Origin of the sequence: Pseudoalteromonas lipolytica, from assembly GCF_003515105.1 — a bacterium.
In the GTDB taxonomy this organism is placed as follows: Bacteria; Pseudomonadota; Gammaproteobacteria; order Enterobacterales; family Alteromonadaceae; genus Pseudoalteromonas; species Pseudoalteromonas lipolytica.
In genome coordinates this window covers 1,477,501-1,490,223 of record NZ_CP032090.1, presented here as the reverse complement: position 1 = coordinate 1,490,223, position 12,723 = coordinate 1,477,501, and the positions used below count along the sequence as shown (strand labels likewise).

Sequence of the window (12,723 nt, the reverse complement as noted above, 5' to 3'; positions counted from 1 at the left end):
ATTAAGTCAACGCACCGATTAGGACGTTTTGTTAGTAATATGTAGCAGACTAAATACAGCCTACCACATGCAGAAAATTTGCAAAAACTTTCACGACTAAAAAAGCCAGCAATATGCTGGCTTTTAAATTTATCACGTTAGGTATTAGCGAGGTAAGCTTGGGAACGTTACTTCAGCCATATCACGCATACAACGTACTACTTGGCAGCTATAACCAAACTCGTTATCGTACCAAACGTAAAGTACAACACGGTTGTCATCAACAATCGTCGCTTGTGAATCTACAACACCTGCATAGCGGCTGCCCACTAAGTCTGTAGATACGATTTCTGTTGATGCAGTGTAATCGATTTGGTCACGTAAATCTGAATGCAGCGCAGTATCACGTAAGAAAGCATTTAACTCTTCAACGGTTGTGCCTTTTTCAAGGTTAAGGTTTAAGATAGCCATTGATACGTTAGGTGTAGGTACACGGATAGCGTTACCCGTCAGTTTACCTTCAAGTTCAGGTAATGCTTTTGATACAGCTTTAGCTGCACCTGTCGAAGTGATAACCATGTTAAGTGCCGCAGCACGACCACGACGCTCAGCACTGTGGTAGTTGTCGATTAAGTTTTGGTCATTTGTATAAGAGTGAACCGTTTCAACGTGGCCATTCTTAATACCAAACTTATCGTTTAATGCTTTAAGCGTTGGTGTGATTGCATTTGTTGTACAGCTTGCTGCACAGACAATTTTATCTTCAGGTTTGATATCTTTGTTATTTACACCGTAAACGATATTTTTAATATTACCTTTCGCAGGCGCAGTTAAAAGTACTTTTGAAGCGCCTTTTGATTCTAGGTGAAGTCCAAGACCTGCTTCGTCTTTCCAGATACCAGTATTATCAACGATAAGCGCGTTGTCGATACCGTATGCAGTGTAATCAATTTCGTTAGGTGAGTTAGCATAGATAACTTGGATGTAGCTACCGTTCGCTTTAATTGCATTGCGCTCTTTATCAATCGTAATAGAACCATTGAAAGGACCATGGATTGAGTCACGACGCAATAAACTTGCACGCTTTTCAAGGTCACCGTCTTTACCGCCACGTACAACTATCGCGCGTAAGCGTAAGTCTGCATAAGGACCTGATTTTTCAATTAATAAACGAGCTAACAAACGACCAATTCGGCCAAAACCATATAAAACAACGTCACGTGGCTCTTTACGCTCTGCATTCGCAATTTCAGCAAGCTCTTCAGTTAAATACTCTTCAACAGAACGGCCTTTAGCGGCATCGTTATATAAATAACCGTATGCTAATTTACCAATATCGATGCGTGCTGAGTTTAAATCCATTTTGCTGATGGCTTCTAAAAATGGGAAGCTCTCGCGCAAACGTAATTTAGTGCCTTCAAACTGAGCAACAGTTTTGTGGGCTTTGATGATATCGATAGGGCTAGCATTAACAAGCGGGCGGCCATAAACAGCAATTTCGATACCGCGGTTACGGTATAGGCGACCAATAATTGGTTGCATGCTTTCTGCGTAATCTTGGCGTTCTTGCCAGCTGTTTGTGTATTCTAACTCGTGAGATGAGGTCATTTTTTTTACCTAATTAAACAATTTTGAACGGATAGCCTTAAAAATATGCTGTGATTTGAGAGCAACACATCTCAGGCAGGGGTATTCTAATTTAAACTCAAATGATTCTCCACTGTTACAGAACAATTCATTGCGCTAGAATAAAGTCGTATTTATTAACTCGAGGTTAAGGAATGTTACTAAGAGCAAGCGTTTTGCTTGGTTTATTGGCATTAACAGGGTGTGAAGATCCGCTTACACTGGCTAAAGTGTGCGACGAAACACCGGGTTTTTGTAGTGATCTAAACAAAGATAGCCACTGCAAAGAACAACGTGCCGATGTGATAATTCAACGTTATGTTGAATATAAGTCACCCACTGACGAAAACAAATATCAATTATTGAAAGACTTTGAAAAATATAATCAATGTGTGTCTTTGGCAGCAAAAATTGAGCATATTAAATTAAAAGAAAAAACCACATCTCGTGTGGAAGGTCATTTAACCAGTATTAAAGAAATGACACGTATCTTCCAAGACACTAAAGATACCAATCATCCAGGGCTACTCTATTACCATTGGTCACGTAATAACGACCAATCAGCGTTATCAAAATTACTTGCTTTAGAGAACAAACAAGATAAACGCGTAACAGAAAATGCAGAAATACAATTTTTCTTAGCCAGTTACTATGTCAAGTTTGACGATGAAAAAACCATTGATCTGCTCTACAAAACATTAGAGCTTAATAAGGCGGGTCAAACACCTAACCCAGAAATTTATCCAACACTTGTAAGCTTATTTTACAAACACGAAAAATATAAGCACGCTTACACATTCGCACGTGTTGCACAATTATCAGGGTTTGAAAATGTTGATATTTTGCCGATTGAGCACAAGCTCACCGTTTCTGGTAAAAGTCTCGACAGCCTCAATGAGCTCGCACAAAAAACTTACGACAGCATTCAAGCTGGCGAATTTGTCTCGCCCCGAGGCTTTTAAAAATAAAAAAGGCAGCGAATGCTGCCTTTTCTTATTTTGATTTGCTTGTACCAACTTCCACACGAGTTTTAAGCTTCTGACCTGGTCTAAAGGTCACAACTCGGCGTGCCGAAATAGGGATGTCTTCGCCTGTTTTCGGATTACGGCCTGGACGTTCTTTTTTATCTCGAAGATCAAAGTTACCAAATCCAGAGAGCTTAACCTGCTCGCCTTTTTCTAGCGCTGAGCGGATTTCTTCAAAAAACGCTTCAACTAAATCTTTGGCATCTTTTTTATTGATCCCGAGTTTTTCAAATAGGTGTTCAGCTATGTCGGCTTTAGTAAGCGCCATATCTAGTCCCTCAACGATGCGTTAAATTGTTCGGCCAATGCGGCCACCACATTATCAACTACTTGATTGATATCTTTCTCTTCGAGCGTTCTATCAACCGCTTGCAGTGTTAGAGCAATCGCCAAACTCTTATAATTTGGCTCAATACCTTTGCCCTTATACACATCGAATAAGTTTAGGTCAACCAATTGATTTCCGCCAACTTTTTCTATGACCTTAAAAATATCACCCGATTTCACGTGATCTTCCACTAAAATCGCGATATCACGGCGGTTTGACGGGAATTTCGACACTGCAACTGCTTCAGGTAATTTTCTTTTTTCAAGAGCCGACATTTCAATTTCAAACACGAATGCTGTGTTATTGATATCTAGCGACTTTTGTACTTGTGGATGAACCGCACCAAAGAAACCAACCTTTTTACCATCAGCATAAATAACGGCAGATTGACCAGGGTGTAAGCCATCTGACTGTTCTGCTTTTATCTCAAAACGTGACATATCGTTGCTAATAGCTAAAAGTGCCTCAACATCGCCCTTTAAGTCATAAAAATCAACAGGACGCTTTTCTTGAACCCAATGTTCACCGTGAGCAAGACCCGAAATCACACCACCGATTACCGCAACTTGGTTTACCCCATTTTCGGCCTGTTCGTCACGTAAGAATTTTAAGCCATGTTCAAACAAACGAACACGCGGTTGCTGACGATTTTGGTTATACACCAATGATGCCAACAAGCCAGGCATTAAGCTTACACGCATCGCTGACATTTCAACTGAAATTGGGTGAGGTAATATCAATGCATCACTTTGCGGATGCAGAATTGCTTGTGCTTTAGGGTCTACGAAGCTGTATGTGATAGCTTCTTGATAACCACGTGTCACTAAAGTATTACGGAATTTAGTAACCGCAACATGTGATTCATTGTGGTTAGTCATTTTTAGCTTAGCTGTCGGCGCTACGTTTGGAATGCTGTTATAACCAAACACACGCGCCACTTCTTCAATTAAGTCTTCTTCGATACGGATATCAAAGCGGTAACTAGGTACATCAGCGCTCCATACACCATCGACAATTTTCACGTCTAAGCCTAAACGCGTTAGGATATCAGTAACTTTTGCATCATCAATGTGATAACCAATGACACGGTCTAAACGCTCACGGCGTAAACGCACTTCAGTTACTTTTGGCAATTTATCATTTGCAACCGCTTCAACGACTGGACCTGCTTCGCCACCTACAATATCAAGTAACAGTGCTGTTGCACGCTCCATTGCATCTTTTTGCAAGGCAAAGTCAACACCGCGCTCATAGCGATGTGATGCATCTGTGTGAAGACCGTAACTACGTGCTTGGCCCGCAATAGCAACTGGGTTGAAAAACGCACTTTCTAATAAAATATCAGAGGTTGATTCTGTCACACCTGACTTTTCGCCACCAAAAATACCTGCAATAGCAAGCGCTTTGTTGTGATCTGCAATAACAAGCGTAGACTCATTCAGTTTAGCTGTGTTGCCATCAAGAAGGACCAACTCTTCGCCCGCATGAGCGCTGCGAACTTTAATGCCGCCTTCAATCGCATTTAAGTCAAATGCGTGCATTGGGTGGCCAAGCTCTAATAACACGTAGTTTGTTACATCAACCACTGGGTCGATTGAACGAATACCACTGCGGCGCAGCTTTTCTACCATCCAAAGTGGTGTCTGTGCATCTAAGTTAATTCCCTTGATTACACGACCTAAATAACGAGGACAGGCATCATCGTTAACAAGTTCAATTGAAACTTTGTCGTCGATCGTTGCAGCAACTGGCGCAATATCAAGTGTATTAACATCAATACTGTTTAGAACACCCACTTCACGGGCAAGACCTTTTATGCCTAAACAGTCACCACGGTTTGGTGTAAGGTCAACATCAATGATGTTGTCATCTAGGTTTAAATACTCGCGTAAATCTGTACCGATTGGTGCATCAGCTGGCAATTCCATGATGCCGTCGCCTTCTTCGCTGATCCCTAATTCAACGAATGCACACAGCATACCATGTGAGGGTTGACCACGAAGCTTGGCTTTTTTAATTTTAAAGTCGCCAGGTAAAACTGCACCAACCGTGGCGACAGCTACTTTTAGTCCTTGACGGCAGTTTGGTGCACCACACACGATATCAAGAAGCTCATCACCGCCAACATTTACTTTAGTCACACGTAGTTTGTCTGCATCTGGGTGCTGACCGCATTCAACAACTTCACCAACGACAACACCGGTAAATTCTGCCGCTGCGGGCTCCACGCCATCCACTTCAAGACCAGCCATTGATAACTGTTCCGAAAGAGCCTGCGTGTCGATTGCTGGGTTAACCCACTCTCTTAACCACTTTTCACTAAATTTCATTTTATTTCTTCACTCTTAACGGAACTGGTTTAGGAATTTTAAATCGTTTTCGAAAAATGCACGTAAGTCATTTACGCCATAACGTAACATTGTTAAGCGCTCTACACCCATACCGAATGCAAAGCCGGTGTATTTTTCAGGATCGATACCTACTGATTTAAGAACGTTAGGGTGTACCATGCCACAACCAAGTACTTCTAACCATTTACCGTTTTTACCCATTACGTCAACCTCTGCTGATGGCTCAGTAAATGGGAAGTAAGATGGACGGAAACGAATTTCCATATCTTCTTCAAAGAAGTTACGTAGAAAATCGTGAAGAATACCTTTTAACTCTGTGAAACTAACATCTGTATCAACCATCAAGCCTTCCACTTGGTGGAACATCGGCGTGTGCGTTTGGTCATAATCGTTACGGTATACACGACCAGGAGAGATAATACGCAATGGCGGCTGTTCCGTTTCCATAGTACGAATTTGCACACCACTTGTTTGCGTACGTAGCACAAGCTTAGGATTAAAATAGAAAGTATCGTGATCCGCACGCGCTGGATGATGCTCAGGAATATTTAATGCGTCGAAGTTATGAAAATCGTCTTCAACTTCAGGACCTGATTTAACCGCAAAACCTAATTCGCCGAAAAAGCTCTCAATTCGCTCAATTGTACGAGTTACTGGGTGTAAGCCACCTGTTGGCATGACACGACCGGGTAATGTTACGTCGATCGTTTCTGCGGCTAGCTTTTCTTCAAGAGCCTTACTTGCTAGTAACTCACGCTTTTCGTTGATTGCTGTTTGTACTTCTTGTTTTGCTTGGTTAATCACTTGACCCGCTTCTTTACGCTCTTCAGGGGCAATCTTGCCAAGCGTTTTAAGTAAGTTGGTGATTTCACCCTTTTTACCAAGGTAATTAACCCTGATATCTTCTAATTGCGCGATTTCACTCGCACTGGCTACAGCCTCAAGTGCTTGCGCTAAAATATTTTCTAAGTTCATTGAGTACCTGGTTTTTCACAGAGGATTTTGTAATAGCTAATGATAACTGAAAGCAAGGACTAGATTCTAGCCCTACTAAAGCTTTAACGTTGATTTTATGAAAGGAATAGTTAATTTTCTTTGTGCAGCCATCGATGCATGGTCAAGTTTGTCCAATACATCCAATAATGCTCGCATATCACGACTTAATCGGGTTAATAAAAAGCGGGCACACTCATCGGTTAATTCAAGGCCACGCATATGAGCACGACGTACTAGCGCTTCTGCTTTATCATCATCGCTCATAGAACGAATTTGCAACGTTGTGCCCCACTTTAAACGCGACTCCAAGTCGGGCAAATTAATATGCAACATGTCTGGAAGCAAATCAGCCGTTACCACTAAAAACTTGCTCGGCTCGTTAAAGCGATTAAAAAAGTTAAAAAGGCCTTTTTCCCACGCATCATTCCCTGCAATAAGGTGCAAGTCATCAATACATAGAACATCGAGCGTTTCTAATCCTTCGAGCACAACTGGACCAAAATCAATGACCTCTCGCATCGATAACAACATCGTTGATAGACCCAGTTCTTGCGCGTGAATACAGGTTGCATAAAGTAAGTGTGACTTGCCTGAGTCACCTAAACCACACAAATATGTGTATTGAAACTTGCTATTTAACTTAGTAAAAGCATCTTTCAAGTGGCTGACTTCAAGCGAGTTTTCACCACCAAAATACGATGTAAATGTTTCATCATCAGGCAACGTTACTGGCAATGCCATTTGCATAGGTTCTTGCACGAGTGTTAAAGCCCCTGCCATTGATACTCTAGTTCATCGTTGTTGACGACTTGATAAAAATCTCTTGGGTTTTGGTAGGCTTTAAAAGCACTATCAAGTTCTAATGCTTTTCTAAAATCATTCATACTGCCAGTGTGGTTCACAACAAATTGTACGGAGTCAGGAGTACGAACAGCAATTTGTGCTTGTGTAACAACACTTAAACTTTCTAAGCGACGTTTTGCAAACTCAATATCAACAAAGTTCGTAATTCCTTTTAAATGAAAGGTTGCGGTTGCGAGTTGCCCAATCATGGTAGGATCAATGGCGTACTCAAGCGCTAAGCCGCCTGCTAGGCTATCTACCATATCAGCCACAATTTGTTGCTTATCACCCACCAAGCGATTCGATTCAAACAATTCATCATTGGTAAACCGCCAATCAAGCACCCACGTTTCAGAATCCTGCTGTTTATACATGCGCGCAGTAATACTTCTTTCAGCACTGTAACGACTTGAAGCTCGCTCTACAGGGTCTGAAAAGTTCCCCCATACTTCTGGTATACCGACAATGGCTCGATCTTCTAAATCAAGCAATGGCACAACAACGGGTAAACCGCGGCGACCTGCTTTATCATATATAAGCTGTTCAAGCTGAGGGTAACTTTCTTGTGTCACAAGTTCGCGACGCCAGTTATCTTCAATTGCAAGCCAAATTGCCACCAATGGACGACGAGTCCCCCAAAGTGGGAGATTTAAATCTTTAATTAACGCATTGATTTTATTCGCTTCAAATTTTACGACGAGATTTAAAGTGCCATCTGCTTTTTCGTCGTATTCGAATTTAAGCATGTAATCTGAAATGTCTTTCGTGCGCTCTTTCGCGGTTGGATTTTGATCCGCACTCGTGTCGCCACTCACTTTAACCAATACATTCAGAAGCGCTTCACGGCTTGCTGCTAGGCGAGCATCGCGTGATTTATCAGCCACTTTAAGGGTATCTTGGTATAAGTTGGTTACTTCAACTGCAAATACTGACGCACTCGAAAAAAATAATAATAAACAAATAAGTAATCTAGACACTGGCTATTAGTTCTTGCTTTTAAACTCATTTGATCCTAAATCAAAGCCATAAACAAAGCAAAGTTAATTTACTGAACGGTCGCTGATCATAAGGTGATTCATCGTGCACAACGCTGTTAGAAGACTCATTAATAAAGGACGAATCAGCGCTAGGCGAAGTAGACAGCTTTAAAGATTTCAGCCCACTCTTCCCCTTTGATCGATACATCGTGATTAAACACCGTAGGAGATTTATGGACTCCCATAAAATAATGACACTGCGAGTAATCGTATGCGTTTTCGTGCGTTTGGTTCTTTTCGCGAAAGCGCTAAAAGCTGTTCAGCTATGTTTTGGTTCAATGTTATTAACCGGTGATTTTATATAGCCTATATTAGATCAGATATTTAAGCGGAATGGTATTAGTTTAGCGTAAAGTGAGTGATTCAATAAACCCCTTCATTTTTGTCATCATGATTAAACAACATGGGAATCGTTATTAAACATCTGATTACAAAGCGTGGGAACGGCTTTAGCCGTGAATGTCAGGGGTGTTGTATGAAGGGCATATCAGACACTTTCGGCACTAAAGTGCCTTATATGGACTCCTCCTATTGCACAATACCCTTCGTTAATTTTGTTAGACTGCGTACTTATATGCGGGCTCATAATGAGGAGCTACCTCGGCCCTATGATGTTTTCGCGCCCTTGTGCCTCTTCTCCTACTCGGTGTTTTAACACACTAATCACTTTACAGGCTATCAAGGGTGGGTCTAACCGCTTAACGCAGGTTCTTGGTCAATACAGTTATTTCTGTTATCGAAGACTAAATGTTAATTTGCTAGTAGGCTTGGTTCATAACGCGTGCCCTTTTTCAGCATGGCATACGCCGTCCGAACTGTTTTATTTGCTAACGCAATGGCGGCGCACTTCACACCGCGTCTTTCAACTAATGCTTTGAGCCATTGCTCTTTTTTCGTTTTTGGCTCGCGATGCTTTAACTGATTGATGACCGCTCTGGCCCCCAGAAATAAGTGACTTCGTAATATCATCTCTCCGCGGTATTTGGCTATATGGCCTATTCGCACTTTTCCACCACTTGAGTGCTGACGTGGGGTGACGCCAATATTGGCTGCTGCATTACGTCCGCTCGTAAAATGGGTTGTGTCACTTAAGCTAATTAATAAACCAACCGCAGTGATAGGCCCTACGCCCTCAAGAGCCAGTAAGCGTTCACATTGCTCATCTTGTTTTACTAAGCCTGTCAGTAACTCATTTAATGTTTCTTTTAATGTTGATTGGGCTTTAAATAATTCATAGCACTGCGCTATACACTGCCTTAAACCAGCGGTTAACCCATTATCGCTATCTTCTAAAATCTCAGGGATAGCCTGCCTAAACGCGCATTCTGATTGCTTGATTACAATTCCAAATTCAAGTAACAAGCCTCTGATTTGATTCGCCAACTGCCGTTTCTGCTTTTCAGCTAACGCACGCATTCGCTCTATCGACTGTAGGCTTTGCTGTGCTTGTGTCAGTGATTTACACGGGCGAACATTGGGTGAGAAAGAAGCCGCAGCTATTGCAATAACATCGTTTGCATCTGTTTTCTGGCCAATCCTAAATGCTTTGACAAATCGAGGGTCTAGAATCACGACTTCATGACCAACACTACGCGCTTTGCGTGCCCAATAATGAGCACCGCCACATGATTCCATAACAACTTTACAACGAGGAGACGTGGTGAGTATCGACAGTAGCTCTTTTCTGCTTACCGCTTTATTACTTTGTAGTTTTTGATGAAAAAATTGACCGACTTGAAAAACATTTTTTGCCAAGTCGATACAAATTAAGTTAAATTTTGACATGTATGGATTCCTTATTGGTAAAAGTGGTTTTGCAATTTCTTTATACCGTACTTACCCTATTTAGGGGAGGAGTCCATACATCTCCTACGTCTCTTCACCTTGCGCTTATGCGCCTTTTATCTCTGTATGCAATCTCGGCATAGTGCTGGACGATTTAGCCCTGAACGCAAAAAACCCGCTGCATTGCTGCAACGGGTTTCTCTAATTAGGAGCCATGGTGCGCTACGCAGTAGGATGTCCTACTTTCACATGGTCAATGCCACACGATGCTTACAAAGATATAGGTCGTAGGGGTCTTGGTTGGGTATTTTATTTTTCTACAGGCAACAAAAAACCCGACTCTTTCGAATCGGGTTTTTCTAATTAGGAGCCTGGCGATGTCCTACTTTCACATGGCAAATGCCACACTATCATCGGCGCTGTTTCGTTTCACTACTGAGTTCGGCATGGAGTCAGGTGGGTCCAAAACGCTATTGTCACCAAGCAAAATGCGTGGAAAGGATTCTCGACAAAGCGCATCGCGCTTACGAGTCCTTTGCGCAAGGTGAACTGATTTCGCATTAAGCGCTGCGGTTCACCCTACATAAAATTCGGAATTCTGATAATCGTAAATCTACTTTAGTATACTAACTTCTGTCTGTTACGCTGTCATAAAACGCGTTTGGCGTTGTATGGTTAAGCCTCACGGGTAATTAGTACAGGTTAGCTTAATGGCTCACACCACTTCCACATCCTGCCTATCAACGTTGTAGTCTTCAACGGCCCTTCAGAGACTTTAAAAGTCTAGTGAGAACTCATCTCGAGGCCTGCTTCGCGCTTAGATGCTTTCAGCGCTTATCAGTTCCGAACGTAGCTACCGGGCAATGCCATTGGCATGACAACCCGAACACCAGCGGTTCGTTCACTCCGGTCCTCTCGTACTAGGAGCAACCCCTCTCAATTCTCAAACGCCCACGGCAGATAGGGACCGAACTGTCTCACGACGTTCTAAACCCAGCTCGCGTACCACTTTAAATGGCGAACAGCCATACCCTTGGGACCGACTTCAGCCCCAGGATGTGATGAGCCGACATCGAGGTGCCAAACACCGCCGTCGATATGAACTCTTGGGCGGTATCAGCCTGTTATCCCCGGAGTACCTTTTATCCGTTGAGCGATGGCCCTTCCATTCAGAACCACCGGATCACTATGACCTACTTTCGTACCTGCTCGACGTGTCTGTCTCGCAGTTAAGCTGGCTTCTACCATTACACTAACCGTACGATGTCCGACCGTACTTAGCCAACCTTCGTGCTCCTCCGTTACTCTTTGGGAGGAGACCGCCCCAGTCAAACTACCCACCAGGCACTGTCCGTAACCCCGATTAGGGGCCAACGTTAGAACATCAAAACTACAAGGGTGGTATTTCAAGGACGGCTCCACACAAACTAGCGTCTGTGCTTCAAAGCCTCCCACCTATCCTACACATGTAGGTTCAATGTTCAGTGCCAAGCTGTAGTAAAGGTTCACGGGGTCTTTCCGTCTAGCCGCGGGTACACAGCATCTTCACTGCGATTTCAATTTCACTGAGTCTCGGGTGGAGACAGCGTGGCCATGGTTACACCATTCGTGCAGGTCGGAACTTACCCGACAAGGAATTTCGCTACCTTAGGACCGTTATAGTTACGGCCGCCGTTTACCGGGGCTTCGATCAAGAGCTTCGTCCGAAAACTAACCCCATCAATTAACCTTCCGGCACCGGGCAGGTGTCACACCGTATACGTCATCTTGCGATTTTGCACAGTGCTGTGTTTTTAATAAACAGTCCCAGCCACCTGGTCACTGCGGCTCCAATCAGCTTAAAGAGCAAGTCTCATCACCAATCGGAGCGTACCTTCTCCCGAAGTTACGGTACGATTTTGCCTAGTTCCTTCACCCGAGTTCTCTCAAGCGCCTTAGTATTCTCTACCTGACCACCTGTGTCGGTTTGGGGTACGATTCGGTATAATCTGAAGCTTAGAGGCTTTTCCTGGAAGTATGGCATCAACAACTTCACCACCTTAGTGGCTCGTCTCGTGTCTCAGTCTTAAGAGTCCGGATTTTCCTAAACTCTCAACCTACTCACTTTCACATGGACAACCAACGCCATGCTTGCTTAGCCTGCTCCGTCCCCCCATCGCAATTATACCAAGTACGGGAATATTAACCCGTTTCCCATCGACTACGCCTTTCGGCCTCGCCTTAGGGGTCGACTTACCCTACCCTGATTAACATGGGATAGGAACCCTTGGTCTTCCGGCGTGCGGGTTTTTCACCCGCATTATCGTTACTCATGTCAGCATTCGCACTTCTGATACCTCCAGCAACCCTCCCGGGTCACCTTCAACGGCTTACAGAACGCTCCCCTACCACTCAAAATAAATTTTGAATCCGCAGCTTCGGTGCATAGTTTAGCCCCGTTACATCTTCCGCGCAGACCGACTCGACCAGTGAGCTATTACGCTTTCTTTAAAGGGTGGCTGCTTCTAAGCCAACCTCCTGGCTGTCTGGGCCTTTCCACATCGTTTCCCACTTAACTATGACTTTGGGACCTTAGCTGGCGGTCTGGGTTGTTTCCCTCTTCACGACGGACGTTAGCACCCGCCGTGTGTCTCCCGGATAGTACTTTACGGTATTCGGAGTTTGCAAAGGGTTGGTAAGTCGGGATGACCCCCTAGCCTTAACAGTGCTCTACCCCCGTAAGTATTCGTCCGAGGCTCTACCTAAATAGATTT

8 protein-coding genes and 2 rRNA genes (1 of these 10 only partly in view) are annotated in these 12,723 nt (G+C 43.5%); 1 reads left to right on the top strand and 9 read right to left on the bottom strand.

The window, feature by feature from the left end; translation table 11 throughout:
* Positions 1-144: 144 nt before the first annotated feature.
* Entirely contained in the window at positions 145-1,587 is a 1,443-nt protein-coding gene (locus D0907_RS06800) for a glyceraldehyde-3-phosphate dehydrogenase (protein WP_036969029.1), read from the bottom strand.
* A gap of 173 nt (positions 1,588-1,760) precedes the next feature.
* Between D0907_RS06800 and D0907_RS06795 the strand changes: the two genes are divergently transcribed.
* Complete coding sequence (locus D0907_RS06795) at positions 1,761-2,567, top strand: DUF2989 domain-containing protein (RefSeq protein WP_036969031.1); 807 nt, start codon at positions 1,761-1,763, stop codon at positions 2,565-2,567.
* A 31-nt stretch (positions 2,568-2,598) separates the two neighbouring features.
* Here the strand turns inward: D0907_RS06795 and ihfA are convergent, their stop codons facing one another.
* From ihfA to D0907_RS06755, 8 genes are all read right to left on the bottom strand, one after another.
* Complete coding sequence (gene ihfA, locus D0907_RS06790; RefSeq protein ID WP_036969033.1) at positions 2,599-2,898, bottom strand: integration host factor subunit alpha; 300 nt, start codon at positions 2,896-2,898, stop codon at positions 2,599-2,601.
* A 2-nt stretch (positions 2,899-2,900) separates the two neighbouring features.
* The gene (pheT, locus tag D0907_RS06785; RefSeq protein WP_075593673.1) at positions 2,901-5,288 is read right to left on the bottom strand and encodes a phenylalanine--tRNA ligase subunit beta; all 2,388 of its coding nucleotides are present in this window, start codon (positions 5,286-5,288) and stop codon (positions 2,901-2,903) included.
* A 15-nt stretch (positions 5,289-5,303) separates the two neighbouring features.
* A complete protein-coding gene (gene pheS / locus D0907_RS06780) occupies positions 5,304-6,284 on the bottom strand; it encodes a phenylalanine--tRNA ligase subunit alpha (protein ID WP_074988360.1) in 981 nt (326 codons plus the stop codon).
* A 75-nt stretch (positions 6,285-6,359) separates the two neighbouring features.
* Positions 6,360-7,085 (bottom strand): DnaA regulatory inactivator Hda, encoded by a 726-nt coding sequence (gene hda / locus D0907_RS06775; protein ID WP_213019300.1) that lies wholly within the window; start codon positions 7,083-7,085, stop codon positions 6,360-6,362.
* Positions 7,070-8,125, bottom strand: coding sequence for a DUF2066 domain-containing protein (locus D0907_RS06770; RefSeq protein WP_036969039.1), 1,056 nt, complete (start codon positions 8,123-8,125; stop codon positions 7,070-7,072). The genes hda and D0907_RS06770 overlap by 16 nt, the downstream gene beginning before the upstream one ends.
* Positions 8,126-8,935: 810 nt before the next feature.
* Positions 8,936-9,970: an IS110 family RNA-guided transposase gene (locus tag D0907_RS06765; protein WP_118843859.1), complete on the bottom strand. Its 1,035-nt coding sequence runs from the start codon at positions 9,968-9,970 to the stop codon at positions 8,936-8,938.
* Between the two features lie 369 nt (positions 9,971-10,339).
* Positions 10,340-10,454, bottom strand: a 5S ribosomal RNA gene (gene rrf, locus D0907_RS06760).
* 187 nt (positions 10,455-10,641) lie between these two features.
* Positions 10,642-12,723: ribosomal RNA gene (locus tag D0907_RS06755) — 23S ribosomal RNA — on the bottom strand; it runs 802 nt beyond the window's last position.

What these genes read in the sequence shown, in the direction of transcription:
- D0907_RS06800 (WP_036969029.1), bottom strand. Translation starts at nt 1,587, where the DNA reads ATGACCTCATCTCACGAGTTAGAATACACAAACAGCTGGCAAGAACGC.
- D0907_RS06795 (WP_036969031.1), top strand. Translation starts at nt 1,761, where the DNA reads ATGTTACTAAGAGCAAGCGTTTTGCTTGGTTTATTGGCATTAACAGGG.
- ihfA (WP_036969033.1), bottom strand. Translation starts at nt 2,898, where the DNA reads ATGGCGCTTACTAAAGCCGACATAGCTGAACACCTATTTGAAAAACTC.
- pheT (WP_075593673.1), bottom strand. Translation starts at nt 5,288, where the DNA reads ATGAAATTTAGTGAAAAGTGGTTAAGAGAGTGGGTTAACCCAGCAATC.
- pheS (WP_074988360.1), bottom strand. Translation starts at nt 6,284, where the DNA reads ATGAACTTAGAAAATATTTTAGCGCAAGCACTTGAGGCTGTAGCCAGT.
- hda (WP_213019300.1), bottom strand. Translation starts at nt 7,085, where the DNA reads ATGGCAGGGGCTTTAACACTCGTGCAAGAACCTATGCAAATGGCATTG.
- D0907_RS06765 (WP_118843859.1), bottom strand. Translation starts at nt 9,970, where the DNA reads ATGTCAAAATTTAACTTAATTTGTATCGACTTGGCAAAAAATGTTTTT.